Origin of the sequence: Vibrio sp. 99-70-13A1, from assembly GCF_013114625.1 — a bacterium.
Classification (GTDB): Bacteria; Pseudomonadota; Gammaproteobacteria; order Enterobacterales; family Vibrionaceae; genus Vibrio.
The window spans coordinates 101,478-118,721 of record NZ_VTXD01000004.1; the positions used below are offsets into that span (position 1 = coordinate 101,478).

Annotated in this window: 14 protein-coding genes; 7 read left to right on the top strand and 7 right to left on the bottom strand. The window is 42.4% G+C overall.

Annotated features, from left to right (window positions below; all coding sequences use genetic code 11):
- Positions 1 to 10: 10 nt before the first annotated feature.
- Genes F0226_RS05155 through F0226_RS05165 form a run of 3 tightly spaced genes read right to left on the bottom strand, consistent with a single transcriptional unit; the run spans position 11 to position 2,323 of the window.
- A complete protein-coding gene (locus F0226_RS05155; RefSeq protein WP_171734651.1) occupies positions 11 to 958 on the bottom strand; it encodes a bifunctional GNAT family N-acetyltransferase/hotdog fold thioesterase in 948 nt (315 codons plus the stop codon).
- A 17-nt stretch (positions 959 to 975) separates the two neighbouring features.
- On the bottom strand, positions 976 to 1,410 hold the full coding sequence (gene dtd, locus F0226_RS05160) for a D-aminoacyl-tRNA deacylase (RefSeq protein ID WP_137373948.1): 435 nt from the start codon (positions 1,408 to 1,410) through the stop codon (positions 976 to 978).
- Entirely contained in the window at positions 1,382 to 2,323 is a 942-nt protein-coding gene (locus F0226_RS05165) for a virulence factor BrkB family protein (protein WP_171734652.1), read from the bottom strand. Before F0226_RS05165 ends, dtd begins: the two co-directional genes overlap by 29 nt.
- Before the next feature lie 43 nt (positions 2,324 to 2,366).
- Between F0226_RS05165 and F0226_RS05170 the strand changes: the two genes are divergently transcribed.
- Positions 2,367 to 3,008 carry a DUF2959 domain-containing protein gene (locus F0226_RS05170; protein WP_171734653.1) on the top strand — a complete coding sequence of 214 codons (642 nt, stop codon included), beginning with the start codon at positions 2,367 to 2,369 and terminating at the stop codon, positions 3,006 to 3,008.
- Positions 3,009 to 3,163: 155 nt separating this feature from the next.
- Here the strand turns inward: F0226_RS05170 and F0226_RS05175 are convergent, their stop codons facing one another.
- Both F0226_RS05175 and typA read right to left on the bottom strand, forming a co-directional pair.
- On the bottom strand, positions 3,164 to 3,703 hold the full coding sequence (locus F0226_RS05175) for an AAA family ATPase (RefSeq protein ID WP_171734654.1): 540 nt from the start codon (positions 3,701 to 3,703) through the stop codon (positions 3,164 to 3,166).
- 154 nt (positions 3,704 to 3,857) lie between these two features.
- On the bottom strand, positions 3,858 to 5,690 hold the full coding sequence (typA, locus tag F0226_RS05180) for a translational GTPase TypA (RefSeq protein ID WP_171734655.1): 1,833 nt from the start codon (positions 5,688 to 5,690) through the stop codon (positions 3,858 to 3,860).
- Between the two features lie 562 nt (positions 5,691 to 6,252).
- On the opposite strand from typA, the gene glnA reads away from it, so the two are divergent.
- From glnA to add, 6 genes are all read left to right on the top strand, one after another.
- Positions 6,253 to 7,662 (top strand): glutamate--ammonia ligase, encoded by a 1,410-nt coding sequence (gene glnA, locus F0226_RS05185; protein ID WP_171734656.1) that lies wholly within the window; start codon positions 6,253 to 6,255, stop codon positions 7,660 to 7,662.
- Between the two features lie 250 nt (positions 7,663 to 7,912).
- Positions 7,913 to 8,479 (top strand): DUF4124 domain-containing protein, encoded by a 567-nt coding sequence (locus F0226_RS05190; protein ID WP_171734657.1) that lies wholly within the window; start codon positions 7,913 to 7,915, stop codon positions 8,477 to 8,479.
- 164 nt (positions 8,480 to 8,643) lie between these two features.
- Positions 8,644 to 9,720 (top strand): nitrogen regulation protein NR(II), encoded by a 1,077-nt coding sequence (glnL, locus tag F0226_RS05195; RefSeq protein WP_345776506.1) that lies wholly within the window; start codon positions 8,644 to 8,646, stop codon positions 9,718 to 9,720.
- A 123-nt stretch (positions 9,721 to 9,843) separates the two neighbouring features.
- Complete coding sequence (gene glnG / locus F0226_RS05200; protein ID WP_171734658.1) at positions 9,844 to 11,244, top strand: nitrogen regulation protein NR(I); 1,401 nt, start codon at positions 9,844 to 9,846, stop codon at positions 11,242 to 11,244.
- A gap of 105 nt (positions 11,245 to 11,349) precedes the next feature.
- Complete coding sequence (locus tag F0226_RS05205; RefSeq protein ID WP_171734659.1) at positions 11,350 to 13,890, top strand: GGDEF and EAL domain-containing protein; 2,541 nt, start codon at positions 11,350 to 11,352, stop codon at positions 13,888 to 13,890.
- A gap of 105 nt (positions 13,891 to 13,995) precedes the next feature.
- Positions 13,996 to 15,000: an adenosine deaminase gene (gene add / locus F0226_RS05210; RefSeq protein WP_171734660.1), complete on the top strand. Its 1,005-nt coding sequence runs from the start codon at positions 13,996 to 13,998 to the stop codon at positions 14,998 to 15,000.
- A 150-nt stretch (positions 15,001 to 15,150) separates the two neighbouring features.
- On the opposite strand, the gene hemN is transcribed toward add, so the two are convergent.
- Positions 15,151 to 16,542, bottom strand: a complete 1,392-nt coding sequence (hemN, locus tag F0226_RS05215) for an oxygen-independent coproporphyrinogen III oxidase (RefSeq protein WP_171734708.1) — start codon at positions 16,540 to 16,542, stop codon at positions 15,151 to 15,153.
- Between the two features lie 210 nt (positions 16,543 to 16,752).
- On the bottom strand, positions 16,753 to 17,241 hold the full coding sequence (locus F0226_RS05220; protein ID WP_171734661.1) for a DUF2489 domain-containing protein: 489 nt from the start codon (positions 17,239 to 17,241) through the stop codon (positions 16,753 to 16,755).
- Positions 17,242 to 17,244 lie beyond the last annotated feature (3 nt).

Here is a 17,244-nt window from a genome sequence, read left to right on the forward strand (position 1 = left end):
ATGAACAGCGTTAAGCTGTTATTGGTTCATCAGTATTATCTGGAACCGTCAGCACCTTCTTATAATCAGGAAGAAGCATGTAAGTTCCCACGAAATCGACAGCGGCTACATCGCCACTAAAGATAGTCACATGGATGATAATTCGAGCCTTACGACCAGAAGCTAATCGATCTAAGTCACCACTGATACCGTCTAATGATGTTGAAGCTACTGGGTTTTGCTCAACCGGATGTCGATAGCGAATATTACTGTCTGCTAAAACAATATCACCCGTGAGGTTGCGCTCTTTCATGAGCAACCATGTCATCCCCCACCCAGTTAATGTCGCTAAAGTAAAAGCAGAGCCTGCAAACATTGTATTATGTGGGTTCAAATTAGGGTTCAGCTGAGCACTACATTCAAATTGATAACCAGTATATTGGTTAATTTTGATTCCCATCTTATCGCTGATAGGGATTTGATGTTCCCAACGCTGCTGCAACTCATTACACCATTCAGGCTTTCTCAATACATCTGCCATTGGGTCTAAATGCTTCACCATTTGCTGGTGACGAACCGGACCGCGCTGGTCATTAATCTCACCTCGGCGCTCAAAGCTATTTTTCTCATAAAATGAGATGGCATCTTCACGAGCGTTACATACTAAGCGCTTAGCACCTTCTTGCCGTGCTAATGACTCCAGTGCAACCAGAATTAATGATCCCATGCCTTTACTACGACGCGAATTTTTCACCGCCATATAGCGGATTTGGCCTTCAGAATCAGACGTAATGTACAAACGTCCAATAGCCATTGGCCTGCCTCGACCATCGACTATCATTCGATGGTGGCTCATAGGATCATACTCATCACGCTCCGATCCAACTGGCATACGCCATGGCTCTCGGAGCATTTGCCACCTAAAGTGGTAATACTTGTTGAGTTGATTTTCAGTTGTCGGAGTAATGAGTTTAAACATGCTTGTCCTTTTTAAGCCTAAACTTGTAGCCAGAATGTCACCGGTCCATCATTGACGAGTGACACTTTCATATCCGCCGCAAATTGACCGCGCTCTGTGGGCAGTACTAATTCGCATTGTTCAGAAAAATAGTCATAAAGACGTTCAGCTTCACTAGGGTGAGCGCCGCGAGAAAACCCTGCACGCGTCCCTTTTTTTGTATCTGCTGGTAACGTAAATTGTGAAACCACCAATACCTTACCATTAACTTGTTGAACATTAAGGTTCATCTTGCCCGCTTCATCCTCAAAGACGCGGTAAGTTGTCACACGCTCTACTAGACGTTTAGCTTTTGCTTCATCATCATCACGCTCAACACCTAATAAAACCAATAGACCTTGGTCTATTTCACCAACAACCTCACCATTAACACGAACGGCGGCTTCACTCACTCTTTGGATCAGTGCTATCACTCGGATTCCCTTTTACTACAGCGGTAGGATTATCAAGAGAGTGTACCATTTCTTGATTCTCTCTCCACTGTTCCTGCTCTCCTAGCGCAGCGGTCACTTCTGCACCAACCAAAACAATTAACCAGCATAGGTACACCCAAACAAATAAGATTGGAATGGCAGCAAGGGCACCATAGATCAATTGATAAGAAGGGAACTGGGTAATATAAGCAGCAAACCCTTTTTTACTGAGTTCAAAGAGAATTGCTGCGACAAGAGATCCAATAAGCGCGTGGGAGAAGTGTACTTTTTTATTTGGGACCAGCAGGTATAACCCGACAAATGCACAGAAAGACAGGATGAAAGGTAATTTGCGTAATAAGGTATGGTACAAGCCAGAAACAGCTTCATGCTGTATCACATTTAAAGACGTAATATATGAGGTTGCCGCAATACTCGCACCCACAAGAATAGGGCCTAAAGTAAGGACCATCCAATACATAGAGAAGGATAAAACAGCACGCCTTTTATCTCTAACTCGCCAAATATAATTCAGATTTTTATCTATATTGGATATCAGCATCAATGCTGCAACAAACAAGAAAGCACTACCAACTGCCGTCATCTTGCCGGTATTTGCAACGAAATCTAACAATGCGCCATGCACTGCATCTCCAGCGGCTGGTACAAAGTTATTAATAATAAAACTCTGGAGTACTACCCCAACATCAGAGAATACAGAAAATGAAGACAAAATGGACAGCAAAACTGTCAACATCGGGACAATCGACAACAAGGTTATATATGCCAAATACCCTGCATTCACATTTACTCTGTCGTGTTTCATCCGTGCGAGTAAATAACGAAAAAACATCATCACGAGTGCCATTCCCTTTGCAATCTTCAACTTGTAACTCCTTTGTAACTCGTTCATAGTTCTAAGTAATACTTTCGCTACTCACCAATAGGAATCAAGGATGCCTTATTTACTCGTCTTTATGCTATCTATTTTTACATTGACTGGATGTCAATCAGCATATTATTCAGCGATGGAGCAAGTCGGCTACCACAAGCGTGACATCATGGTTGATAGGGTGGAAGACGCTAAAGAGTCTCAGCAGGATGCTCAAGAAGAATTCACCAGCGCCTTAGAAGCACTCACCGCATTAACAAAATTTAATGGTGGTGAGCTAGAAGGCATGTATAACCAGGTTAATGACAAATACCAAGACAGTGAGAAAGCCGCTCAAAATGTCAGTGACCGAATTGCAGCCATAGAAGATGTTTCAGACGCATTGTTTGATGAATGGCAAGCTGAACTAGAGCTCTATACTAGTAGTTCACTTCGCCGTTCAAGCGAGCAGAAGTTACGAGAAACGAAAGCCTCATACAAGACCATGCTTTCAGCAATGAAGCGAGCGGAAAAGAAAATGGACCCGGTATTGAACACACTAAGAGACAATACTTTGTATTTAAAGCATAACCTTAATGCAAGTGCAGTAGGTTCATTACAAGGTGATTTCATGAGTTTAGAGAAAGACATTGCGTATGCGATCAAGCAAATGAATACCGCGATTACCGAGTCAGATAAGTTTTTAGAGCGACTCAATACTCAGTAAAATTGAGGTCCGTAACATTTAGCTCAGCCATATTTAGTTCAACCATATTTAGATAAATAATATTTAACTTAATAACACTTTAAAATGCAGCTCTAAATTCTTCGTAGGGCTGCCTTACCCTCAAGCTACAAATTCCACTCGCTGTTATCCCACTCCTAAGATTTCACCTTTTGTAAATGAAGACACTGCTCCACAAAAGTAACTCGTTCAGTCAAACTTCCCCATGGCACATCGACCACTTCAAAGCCCGACTCTTTATACGCTTCGATTAAAGCTTGGTGAATCTCGATCGCTTCATCAAATGGATAAGGTCGAACATCATCTTGAACATACACTGATGCTTCAGGTCGGCAGAAAAAAGTTTGAGGGTGATAGCCTTGGCATTCTTCAGTATACCTCGAAGGAATAGCCAGATTTTCTTGCTTTAAGTACCCAAAAATATCAGGGATTGCACGATCTAAGAAGACAACATCATTATCATTCGATCTAAGCTTTTGTTCTTTCATCGCAATAAAGCACAGCTCTGCGAACGCTTCCATATCAACCCATGGAAGAGTGCCATTTTCTAACTGACTTTGCTCTTCTATGAGAATACGAGAAACCTCTGGATACGTAGTATAACCAGCACTCAAAAGCGCATTAATCAGCGTCGTTTTTCCAGCGCCTGGTCCACCCGTTATGATAATCGGTAGCATGGTTTTCCTTTATGGTAACTAGAGATGAAATTGTGCAGCATAGAAATTGCGAGGCACAGGACTAAGCAAGCCAATAAAACAAAAACCCCGAGCAGCCAAGCTACTCGGGGTTTCTTATTCTAAGATAACCTGACGGCTATCATTAGCAAATTAATTAAGCTTTAGCAGGACGAGCTGCACGCTTACGTTCGTTTTCAGTAAGAAGCTTCTTACGGATACGTACGTTAAGCGGTGTTACTTCAACTAGCTCATCTTCATCGATAAACTCAAGAGCTTGCTCTAGAGTGTGCTTGATCGGTGGAGAAAGAACTTGTGCTTCATCAGTACCAGATGCACGAACGTTCGTTAACTGCTTACCTTTTAGACAGTTTACTGTCAGGTCGTTTGAACGGTTATGAATACCGATAACTTGACCTTCATAAACTTCATCAGCGTGCTCAGCAAATAGACGACCACGAGCTTGAAGGAAGAACAATGCGTAAGTTAGAGCTTTACCAGTTGCGTTCGAAACTAGAACACCGTTGTTACGCTGACCAATGATACCGCCCTTGTATGGACCGTAGTGATCGTATGAGTGGTAGATAAGACCAGAACCAGACGTCATTGTTAGGAATTCTGTTTGGAAACCGATAAGACCACGAGAAGGCATCATGAAGTCCATGCGAACACGGCCTTTACCATCTGGAGCCATATCTGTTAACTCACCTTTACGAAGACCAATGCTTTCCATGATTGCACCTTGGTGCTCTTCAAGTACATCGATAGTAACCGTTTCGAACGGTTCCATCTTCTGACCATCTTCTTCTTTGATGATTACTTCTGGACGAGATACTGCAAGCTCAAAGCCTTCACGACGCATGTTTTCGATCAGGATAGATAAGTGAAGCTCACCACGACCAGATACGCGGAAACGGTCTGGACTGTCAGTTTCTTCAACACGTAGTGCAACGTTGTGTACTAGCTCTTTTTCTAGACGCTCAAGGATGTTACGTGAAGTAACGAACTTGCCTTCTTTACCCGCGAACGGAGAAGTGTTTACTTGGAACGTCATTGTTACTGTTGGTTCATCAACAGATAACGCTTCCATAGCTTCAACATTGTTTACGTCACAGATAGTGTCTGAAATTTTCAGCTCACCAAGACCTGTGATTGCAATGATATCACCAGCGTTTGCTACTTCAACTTCGTGACGGTCAAGACCTAGGTAACCAAGAACTGTACCTACTTTACCGTTACGCTTTTTACCTTCAGCATTAACAACCGTTACTTGCTGGTTTGGTTTAACACTACCGCGAGTTACACGACATACACCGATAACACCAACGTAAGAGCTGTAATCTAGTTGAGAAACTTGCATTTGTAGTGAACCATCAAGGTCAACTGCAGGCGCTTCAACTGTATCAACAACCGCTTGGAATAGTGGTTCCATGTTCTCGCCAATAACACCTTCTTCCATTGTTGCCCAGCCATTAAGAGCTGATGCGTAAACAGTAGTGAAGTCTAGTTGCTCATCTGTAGCGCCTAGGTTATCAAACAGGTCAAAAATTTGATCCATAACCCAATCAGGACGAGCGCCTGGGCGGTCAATCTTGTTGATTACAACGATTGGCTTAAGACCGTGTGCGAATGCTTTTTGCGTTACGAAACGAGTTTGAGGCATTGGGCCATCAACTGCGTCAACGATAAGTAGAACAGAGTCAACCATAGACATGATACGCTCAACTTCACCACCGAAGTCCGCGTGTCCCGGAGTATCTACGATGTTGATGCGGTAATCATTCCAGTTAATTGCTGTGTTCTTAGCAAGGATTGTAATGCCACGCTCTTTTTCGATGTCATTCGAATCCATGACACGCTCTTCAGCTTCACCACGAGACTCAAGAGTGCCTGACTGTTGTAGCAGTTTATCAACCAAAGTCGTTTTACCGTGGTCAACGTGCGCGATGATCGCGATATTTCTTAACTTATCAATCTGTGGAGTAGACATGGATTCTCGATTCACTCATAAAAGTAGCCGCATATAACCTCTGAAAATAGAAGAAATGCCACTAGCTTGATTTAAAAAACGGTCAATAATATACCAGATTTTAGACAAAACCCCAGAAATATGTGATCTGATACAAACGTTTTTTTACTTTTTTGATTCACCTTGTTTTAAGTTCAACCATTTACTGGTTTTAACCTCTAATAATTTTGAGCATTTATTAGCGAAATCACACCATTTAAAAATGAATGTCTCGTGAAATAAGAAAAGTGGATTGACAATAAGTGCAATTCATTGCTGAATGGTATCGGGTTTGTGGTTCACATTGGTGCAAAATCATTAAATTGCACCATATCAGTGCAAATAAAGACCATTTTGGTGCATTGAGAACCCAATTACGTACAACAAACCAAGTAAAACATTGAAATTAATGGAATAATTTTTTTGGCATGATTTTGGCTTTAGTGAATTCAGCATCGATTAATGCAAATGACAGACATTAATCAATGCTGGTTTCATCCGAATCTAGCTAATACCGATTTAATAACACTGGAGGTTATCCAAGATGTCAGTAGAAAATGTACTATCGCTGATCCAAGAGAACGAAGTTAAATTTATCGACTTACGTTTTACCGATACAAAAGGTAAAGAGCAGCATATCTCTATTCCTTCTCACCAAGTTGATGCAGACTTTTTTGAAGAAGGTAAAATGTTTGACGGCTCTTCAGTAGCTGGTTGGAAAGGCATTAACGAATCTGACATGGTAATGATGCCTGACGCATCATCTGCTGTTCTTGACCCATTCACAGAAGACGCAACCCTAAACATTCGTTGTGACATTCTTGAGCCTGCAACAATGCAAGGCTACGACCGTGACCCTCGCTCAATCGCTAAACGTTCTGAAGAATACCTACGCTCTACTGGTATCGCAGATACAGTTCTAGTGGGTCCTGAGCCAGAATTCTTCCTATTTGATGATGTTAAGTTCTCAAATGATATGTCTGGTTCTTTCTTCAAGATTGATGACGTAGAAGCAGCTTGGAACACAGGTTCTGACATCGAAGGCGGTAACAAAGGTCACCGTCCTGGCGTTAAAGGCGGTTACTTCCCAGTTGCTCCTGTAGATTCTTCTCAAGACATCCGTTCTGCAATGTGTCTAGTGATGGAAGAGATGGGTCTAGTTGTTGAAGCTCACCACCACGAAGTAGCAACTGCGGGTCAAAACGAAATCGCAACGCGCTTCAACACGCTAACAACAAAAGCTGATGAGACTCAAATCTACAAGTACGTTGTACACAACGTTGCTCACGCATTTGGTAAAACAGCGACATTCATGCCTAAGCCACTAGTTGGTGATAACGGTTCTGGTATGCACGTTCACCAATCTCTAGCAAAAGACGGCGTTAACCTGTTTGCTGGTGATAAGTACGGCGGCCTATCTGAAATGGCGCTTTACTACATCGGTGGTGTAATCAAACACGCTCGTGCAATCAACGCATTTGCTAACCCATCAACTAACTCGTACAAGCGTCTTGTACCTGGTTTTGAAGCTCCGGTAATGCTTGCTTACTCAGCACGTAACCGTTCTGCTTCTATCCGTATCCCAGTAGTACCAAGCCCTAAAGCACGTCGTATCGAGCTACGTTTTGGTGACCCTGCAGCTAACCCATACCTATGCTACTCAGCAATGCTGATGGCTGGCCTTGACGGTATCAAGAACAAGATCCACCCAGGCGAAGCTATGGATAAAGATCTATACGACCTTCCAGCAGAAGAAGCAGCTGAAATCCCAACAGTAGCTGAATCTCTACAAGAAGCTCTAGCAGCTCTTAATGAAGACCGTGAGTTCCTAACAGCTGGCGGCGTATTCTCTGACGATTTCATTGATTCTTACATCACATTGAAGTCTGACGATGTACAACGCGTGAACATGGCGACACACCCACTTGAATTTGAACTGTACTACTCAGTTTAATTTGATGCTGGTATTGCATAACCTCGATATTTAGTCGAGTAATGCAAAATGTAACATAGTTACAATTTATTCGGCTCGCCTCGCAGGCGGGCCTTTTTTATACTTAAAATCCTGATTCTTCTCGTAATATATTGTCGGCAACAGCTCATTATCGGCAAAAACTCTAAGCTGCCCGCACAACAATAAAAACAATATAAAACCAATACGTAAACAACCCTACTAAAGTGCTGAATCTAGAAGGTAGAGAAGAATGAAACAGATCCTAATATTACTTGGACTAGCCTTCGCTATTCCTACAATACATGTTGCAACCTTAGCTCATGCACAAACTGTCTATACATGGGAAGATGAAAATGGTGTGCTTCATTTTAGTGATTCACCAATACAAAGTGCTAAGCAAATAACTCTACCTAAATTAGAAGCATCAGCCCCTGCACCAAAATTTGAGTCTTCTACCCCTGTCGATCCTCCTAAAAAAGACACGCCACAGAAAACAGTTAAAAAGAAAGATAAGCCAGCAAAAGTTCAAGAACTCATGTTAACTATGCTTTCTCCTCAACATGATGAAACCATTCGTAGTAATCGTGGGAACCTCACAATACAGATAGAGTTAAACCGTAAGCTGGGGATAGGTGAGCAATTGCAACTAATACTCGATGGACGTCGATATGGTGCTCCACAGACCCAAGCGACATGGCAATTAAAGAATATAGATCGAGGCACTCATACCTTATCAATTCAAGCACATAGAAGCGGCAAGCTTATTGCATCTACTAGTCCTGTCACTGTGTTTTTACATAGAGCGACAATCAAGTAGGTTAATCGGTTAAAAAAGGGAATAAACGGACACATATTCCCTTCTTTCTATCAATAATCAGCCTCTATCATGAATTAACTTTAGCTTCTGATTGATATGCGCCATACTTGAATTCATCACGCACCAAATTGGTGCAGGGATAAAGCCAGTTCAAGGATGCGACAGTGAACCGATCAACTCAAAGCGACAGCATAGATACTCATCAGCTTTCAAACGCCATTCTCGACAATATGGTCACGGCTATCTTAATGCTTGATGAGCAATTATTTATTCGCCATGCGAACCCTGCAGCTGAACAGCTTTTTTCTCAAAGTGCTAAGCGTATTGTTGATCACCCTCTCACCCAACTCATTCAGCATGCATCATTAGATCTCGCATTACTTACCCAGCCTCTACAAAGCGGTCAAAGCATTACAGATAGTGATGTGACCTTCGTTGTCGATAGCCGCCCTCTCATGCTGGAAGTGACGGTAAGTCCAATATCTTGGAATAGAGAAACTCTACTGCTCGTCGAGATGCGGAAAATTGACCAGCAAAGACGTTTAAGCCAGGAACTTAACCAGCATGCTCAGCAGCAAGCCGCCAAATTATTAGTTCGCGGTCTAGCACATGAAATAAAGAACCCTCTGGGTGGATTAAGAGGGGCTGCTCAACTGCTAGGGAAAATGCTGCCAGACCCATCATTAAATGAATATACACAAATAATCATTGAGCAAGCTGATCGCCTGCGTGTACTCGTGGATCGACTGTTAGGCCCACAAAAGCCAGGCAAAAAATCAGAAGAAAATCTTCATCAAATATTAGAAAAGGTTCGCCAATTAGTCGAACTGGAGGCGGGTCCATCTCTCACGATTGAACGAGACTATGACCCTAGCTTGCCCACTTTCTTGATGGATCCCGCGCAAGTAGAGCAAGCCATGCTAAATATTATTAGTAATGCTGCCCAGATTTTATCAAGCCAAGAACGAGCGAGAATCACTATTCGCACCAGAACGGTGCATCAAGCGAATATTCACGGAAAACGCTATAAACTCGCCGCTCGGGTCGAAATTAATGATAACGGTCCCGGCATTCCATCAGAGCTGCAAGATACCTTGTTCTATCCGATGGTCAGCGGCAGAGAAGGCGGAACAGGGTTAGGGCTATCCATCTCTCAAAACTTAATAGACCAACACCAAGGAAAGATAGATGTAGAGAGTTGGCCCGGTAATACAACTTTCACTATCTATTTCCCAATATAAGTTTCGTAGACCCGTAAACCTCAAGTTCACGGGCAAGTAAAATAGAAGATATAAAAACAACAACGCATAAAAAATATAAATATTAATTCGCACATTAAGCAGTTGCCGCAAAGGAATCACACTATGAGTAAAGGGTATGTTTGGGTTGTTGACGACGACAGTTCAATTCGTTGGGTTGTAGAGAAAACGTTGTCATCCGCCAATATAAAATGCGAGACATTTGCTGATGCCGAAAGTGTGTTGCTAGCACTTGAGCGAGAAGCGCCAGACGTACTTGTATCCGATATTCGAATGCCGGGTATGGATGGTATTGAGTTGCTTAATCAAGTACATCAAAAGTCACCAGATGTACCTGTCATTATCATGACTGCGCACTCAGACCTTGATGCAGCTGTGAATGCTTATCAAAAAGGTGCCTTCGAATATCTGCCTAAGCCGTTTGATATCGATGAGACACTCACTCTGGTTGAGCGGGCCATCGCACACAGTCATGAGCAAAAACGTGAGCAAGCCAATGAAATCGCCGACAGTAACCCACCAGAAATAATTGGTGAAGCCCCAGCGATGCAAGAAGTATTTCGTGCTATTGGTCGCTTGTCACGCTCCTCTATCTCCGTTCTTATCAACGGTGAATCAGGTACAGGTAAAGAATTAGTTGCTCATGCCTTGCATAGACACAGTCCTAGAGCAAAAAAACCTTTCATCGCACTTAATATGGCCGCCATTCCAAAAGATTTGATCGAATCTGAATTGTTTGGTCATGAGAAAGGCGCTTTTACTGGTGCGAATAGTGTTCGCCAAGGTCGGTTTGAACAAGCAAACGGCGGCACATTATTTCTTGATGAGATAGGTGATATGCCTCTTGATATCCAAACAAGGCTATTAAGAGTGCTATCTGATGGTCAGTTTTATCGAGTGGGGGGTCACTCTGCAATAAAAGTAGATGTACGTATTGTGGCAGCTACCCACCAAGATCTTGAGCGATTGGTGCATGAAGGTGACTTCCGTGAAGATTTATTCCACCGCCTGAATGTCATCCGAATCCATATTCCTGCTCTTAGAGAACGTAAACAAGACATTGAAAAGCTGACTCAACATTTCCTTGTGCTTGCAGCTGAAGAGCTAGCGGTAGAAGTTAAAACATTACATAAAGATACGGTGGCGACATTAAACAAACTTACCTGGCCTGGGAATGTTCGTCAGCTTGAAAATATATGTCGCTGGTTAACGGTAATGGCAAGCGGTAGTGAAATTTTACCCTCCGACCTTCCAACAGAATTGCTCGACGAGAAAAAAAATATTTCTAGCCAAGGTACTGAAAACTGGCAAGAACAATTAGGTAATTGGGCAAAGTGTGCACTTGCTTCAGGAGAAAAAGAAATACTTTCTTATGCGCTTCCTGAATTTGAACGTATACTTTTAGAAGCTGCCCTCGATCATACAAATGGTCACAAGCAAGACGCAGCGAAAGTTTTAGGCTGGGGCAGAAACACCTTAACTCGAAAGTTAAAAGAACTTTATTAGTTCGACCATCCCTAGCGAAGTAGCTAAATTTTAATCAAAAATAGTTCGCTAGGGAGACATTGAGTGGGTACAATTACAGTACATCATACATAGTCATAGCCAAACATGTCCATAAAAACACAAATTACATTAAGAACAGCCGTTGTTCTTCCATTCGTGATGATCTTTCTCTTCACTATCGGTGTAATTGTGTTTGCTCAAAAGCAAAACTACGAAGAAATGGTCTCTGACATTAGTGCCCGACAGCTTACGTCATTGACTGAAAACGTAAATAAAAGCTTAACTGTTTTCCTCCAAGAGCCCTTCAACGCTGCATTGGCACTCAGCCATACCATTGGCTATAACGGTTTATATAAACCCGGCGAGACGGAAGAAGTTCAGCACTACATGTTTGAGAGCTTTTCAAACTTGTACAGCTCAATACCACAACTTGATGTATTAGGTTTTGGCTCTGAAGATACCAATTATGTGGGTTTTCGAAAGGAATCCAATAATGGTTATACCCTGATGATTCAAGATGACCGGACAGACGATAAACTCGTTATTTATAGAGGTAGCCAGCTTAGCAGCGATATTCGCTCTGTTATATCCGGTTACGACCCAAGAATTCGACCTTGGTATGCACCTGTTGCAGCATCAAGGAAACCACTTTGGTCATCCATTTACGCCAATGCCGACGAAAGACAAGAAATAACCTTATCTGCACTTTCCCCTATCTTTGATGACCAATCCTTTATCGGTGTATTTGTTGCGGATATTAAGATCGATACTTTTAACTCGTTCCTGCAAAGCATCAAAGATAAAACCGATACATCCGTATACATTATTGATAAAGAACAACGCCTAGTCGCTCACTCAAGCGGTGGCAGTGTACTTTCCTGGGGCACGGATAAGACAGAGAAAGGGGTTCGATTATTAGCCACAGAAAGTGCAAACCCAATTATTAGTGAAAGTGCAGCCTATGTTGATCAGCTCAATCTGACAGCGAATAAAGATGCACAGCGTTTTAGCTTCAAGCTCAATGGCGAACGCTACTTCAATCAAATCACACCTTATGAAGATGAGTACGGAATAACCTGGTTCATTGGTATGTCTATTCCTGAATCTGACCTACTCGGTGACCTACCAGAAAACCAGCGTAATAGTTGGATAATAGGCTTAATTGTTAGCTTAATTGGTATCACACTTGGGTTAGTCACTTTCAACCATATAACACGACCAATCACTTCAACAGCCGCTGCAGCGAAGCACTTAGCGAAAGGTGATTGGGAAAGCAATATGCCACAGCCTGGGCATATCTATGAAACCAGTATGTTGGTGTATGCCTTTACAGAAATGGCGAACAATTTAAAAGCATCATTTAATGCGCTTCAAACCCAATTAACCTATGACTCCCTGACTAATTTATACAGCAGAGAAGGGTTCATTGACGCTTACAGTAAGCTGGAAGATAAAAATTGCGGCAGTCTGTACCTGATAGGAATTGACCGATTCAGAGACATTAATGACAGCTTAGGTCACTACAACGGTGACCAATTATTAATAATTGCAGCTTCCCGATTGAGAACCACATTACCGGAAGAGTACTTACTCGCACGAACGGGTGGTGATGAGTTTGCTATCTATGCACCGGCAATAACTCAGAAAGACGACATCAGCTTACTTTCACACCGATTAGTACAAACTTTTGCTTCTCCTTTCGGTATGGAATCTGAGAATGTTGTAGTGAATGTATCGATTGGCGTGGTGAAACTCACTGAACAAAAAGACATGACGCTCTGGCTACGTAATAGCAGCATCGCATTAAGTAATGCGAAACAAGATAAAACTCGTATCAGTATCTATAGCTCTGAAATGGGTGAGGCTTCACGTCATCGCACGACTATGCTTGCTCGTATTAATACCGCCATTGAACGCCAACAATTCGAACCTTTCTATCAACCTATTATTGATTTAGAAACTGGGGCAACCGTTGGAGCTGAAGCTTTAGCGCGTTGGATAAGCGATGAAGGCATCATTTCACCATTAGAGTTCATTCCTCTAGCGGAAGAAAGCGGCTTAATTAACGATATTGGGCACCAAATCTTACACAAAGCCTGTCGTGATACTGCCAGCGCGATTGAATCAGGAAAGTGGGGAGTGGACTTCTCAATCCACGTAAACCTGTCCGTCGACCAACTGACTCAGAAAAACTTTATCCAAGATGTGAAAAATACTCTCCAGTCCACACGATTATCTGCAAGAAATCTTACTCTGGAAATTACAGAATCACGCATCGTCGATAATGATCCAATCATCATCGAAAATATGCTCGCCTTAAAATCATTAGGTATTTCCATTGCGATCGATGATTTTGGTACAGGTTACTCCTCTCTAGCTTATCTACAAAAGCTTCCGTTTGATTGCTTAAAAATAGACCGTAGCTTTGTCAGTAAATTAGAAAAAGAAAATCTCGACAGCTCTATCGTTGCTGCCATTGTTAATATCACAAAAGGCTTTAAAGCGAATCTGGTTGCTGAAGGAGTCGAAACACCATTACAAGCGGAATTATTATCTCAATTACGCTGTCCTCAGGCACAAGGCTTTCTTTACAGCCGCCCTGTACCCTTTGATGAATGGCCAACAGATTTGGTTAACATGAAGTAGAAAACAGCGGATTTCGCTGCTTTCCAACGCATTTGTTACTGACACAGCTCTTATTCATTTTTATACTGATACCACCGCACACATTCTTGATCTGGATACTTTCTAATGATAACTAAAAATTTGCCCCTTACTGATTTGCACCGCCATTTAGACGGTAACATTCGTACTCAAACTATCTTAGATTTGGGTCAGAAGTTTGGTGTTGCGTTACCAGCTTATGATGTTGAGGCTCTAACACCACATGTTCAGATTGTTGAAGCAGAACCTTCACTAGTGGCATTTCTTTCTAAGCTTGATTGGGGTGTTGCGGTTCTTGGTGATTTAGATGCATGTCGTCGTGTTGCTTACGAAAATGTCGAAGACGCACTGAACGCTCAAATTGATTACGCAGAGCTGCGCTTCTCACCTTACTACATGGCAATGAAGCATAAACTTCCGGTTGCTGGCGTAGTCGAAGCTGTTGTAGACGGCGTCGAAGCTGGTATGCGTGACTTTGGTGTAAAAGCGAACCTAATTGGTATCATGAGCCGTACTTTCGGAACCGATGCATGCCAACAAGAGTTAGACGCTATTCTGACTCAGAAAGATAAAATTGTAGCTGTTGATTTAGCTGGCGATGAACTGGGTCAGCCTGGTGACCGCTTTGTTACTCACTTCAAACAAGTGCGTGATGCAGGTATGAATGTAACCGTGCATGCAGGAGAAGCGGCTGGTGCAGAAAGCATGTGGCAGGCAATTCAAGAACTAGGTGCTACTCGTATTGGTCACGGCGTGAAAGCGATCCACGATCCAAAACTAATGGATTACCTTGCTGAAAACCGTATTGGTATTGAGTCTTGCCTGACTTCAAACTTCCAAACAAGCACAGTTGAGACTCTTGCAAACCACCCTGTTAAGCAATTCCTTGAGCACGGTGTTATGGCGTGTCTAAATACAGATGATCCTGCAGTTGAAGGCATTGAACTGCCTTACGAATACGAAGTTGCAGCGCCACAGGCTGGTTTAAGCCAAGCACAAATTCGTCAAGCTCAAATCAACGGTCTTGACCTTGCTTTCATCTCTGATGCAGAGAAAAAAGAGCTAAAAGATAAAGTAGCCAATCGCGCTTAATGACTTAATGCTATAACACTTTAGTGCTTTAGTGCTTTAGTGCTTTAGTGCTTTAGTGCTTTAGTGCTTTAGTGCTTAGCAAAGTCTAGAAACAAAAATGCCAGCTTAATGCTGGCATTTTTTATGGAATCGAATATTTAACGCAACAAGTTAAATCACTCGTGAGAACTGCTGCTGACGCGCTTTAGCACGCAAGTACTTATCGAAGCACATACAAATATTTCGGATCAATAAACGACCACGTAGAGTCACTCGAATTTCTTTATCATCCACTTCAACCAGCTCATCATTAATGAATGTCTGCAGAAGACCTAAGTCCTCTTTGAAATATTGATTAAAGGTGACTGAAAATTCAGACTCGATCTTAGTTTTGTCCAATTTGAAGTTACAAATCAGCTGTTTAATCACTTCGCGGCGCAGTAAATCATCACCATCAAGTGCTACCCCTTTCCATAAAGCATGGCGTAGGTCATTCACTTGCGCGTAGTACTTCTTCAGATCTTTTTGGTTTTGCGCGTAAGCGTCTCCCATCATAGAGATAGCGGATACACCAAAGCCAACCAAATCAGCTTCACCTTGTGTGGTGTAGCCTTGGAAATTACGATGCAAAACGCCTTCACGCTGAGCAACTGCCAGCTCATCATCAGGTAAAGCAAAGTGATCCATACCAATGAACTGATAGCCCGCACCAGTTAAAGTCGCGATAGTATCTTGTAAAATGCCCATGCGCTCTTCAGCAACCGGTAAATCTTCTTCTTTGATTTTACGTTGAGCAGCAAACAATTGCGGCATGTGTGCGTAGTTAAATACAGACAAACGACCTGGTTGCATTTCTAACACTTGCTTTAAAGTTTCAGCAAAAGATACCTTTGTCTGCTTAGGCAAGCCATAGATTAAATCGAGGTTCGTCGAGCGGAAACCTAGGTCTTTCGCGCGCTTAACCATTGCGATAATAAAATCTTCATCTTGCTCACGGTTAACCAGCTTTTGCACTTCTTTATTGAAATCTTGAACACCGATACTTAAACGGTTGAAACCTTCGCTACGTAGGTGGTCAAGCATATCTAGCTCAATTTCACGTGGGTCAACTTCAATACTGATTTCAGCGGTTTCAACAAAATGAAACTCATCATGAATGATCTTCATTAGACGAGTAATTTGCGCTTTATTCAAGAATGTTGGCGTACCACCACCAAAGTGCAACTGAGTCACGTTACGACCATGCAATAGAGAAGCGCGCTGGCGAATCTCATGTTCTATCACATCAAGATACTCATCCGCTTTGTGAGAATGACGAGTGATCACTTTATTACAACCGCAGTAATAGCAAAGCTTATGACAGAATGGGATGTGCACATACAAAGATAGTGGTCGATCAGGGTACTGGGTACACGCCATGTCATAATCTGCTACCGTGAACGCTTCATGAAACTCCAACGCCGTTGGGTATGAAGTGTAGCGCGGTCCAGAATAGTTGTACTTGTCTAAGATGGCTTGATCCCAAACGATTTGCTGGTTGGTTACGACTGGCTGACTCGACATGATGGTATTTCCGGTTAAGATCAGTTGCACATGAGCGCCCACTGATCAGTTTACATACTTAAAATTATAGACTGGCTATTCTGCCATATGACTTTCAAAGCAGTTTGATGCGACAACAAGTTTTGGCAATTAATATTCAGAACTGCTAGCACGATCACTCATGCCTGCTTTAAAACAAAAAGGCTTACCAGTTTCAGTAAGCCTTTGGGGTTATATCATTTGGATGTTGATTTGATTGTTGAGCGGTTGCACCTTTTTCTGGAGCACCTTTAACTCTTCAATAATCGTATCATTCAAGCGGGTTTCAGCTTTATATCGTGCTAGGTTTTGTTCCATACGCTCTTTCTTCGCGAGCGCTTGCCTATCATCACCACGAGCCATACTTTCTACAATATGGAAAAGTTCAGACGTTGCTGGATATTCCGCATCAAAGTCGACACGTTCATCACCTTGAACATTATCCATAATGTAATAAATACGAATGCTCAATTCTGATAAGTCGCATTGACCTTGGATACCAGCTAAACATAACGTATTTATGTTTTCATAAATGTTCGCGTTGCGTTTTTCAATCGCTAACGCTTGATGCTGTTTTTGCAGTTCCGTCTGCTTCTTCACTTGAAGTAGAAGGTAACCTGCATAAGCACCTAAGCCGAGAATGATCACTCCACCAGCAATGGCTAATAAGGTTACATTCATTCG